The following is a 244-nucleotide window of genomic DNA, read 5'->3' as shown; positions in this document are numbered from 1 at the left end:
CGGCGCGGCGCTGATCGGCTGGTACGGCACGGCGATGCTCTGTTACGTGACGCCCAAGGAACACCTGGGGCTGCCGAACAAGAAGGACGTGAAGGACGGCATCATCACGTACAAGATCGCGGCGCATGCGGCGGACCTGGCCAAGGGCCATCCGGGCGCGGCGATCCGCGACAACGCGCTGTCCAAGGCGCGCTTCGAGTTCCGCTGGGACGACCAGTTCAACCTGGGCCTGGATCCGGACACG

1 protein-coding gene is annotated in these 244 nt (G+C 66.8%); it reads left to right on the top strand.

Annotated features, from left to right (window positions below):
• Positions 1-244: phosphomethylpyrimidine synthase ThiC (locus SB751_RS34315; RefSeq protein ID WP_410749534.1), on the top strand; the 244-nt coding region annotated here is incomplete at both ends.

It is taken from the genome of Cupriavidus sp. SIMBA_020 (assembly GCF_046535395.1).
GTDB lineage: Bacteria > Pseudomonadota > Gammaproteobacteria > Burkholderiales > Burkholderiaceae > Cupriavidus > Cupriavidus campinensis.
The sequence above is the reverse complement of the archived record's forward strand: the minus strand, read 5'-3'. Positions and strand labels throughout refer to the sequence as shown.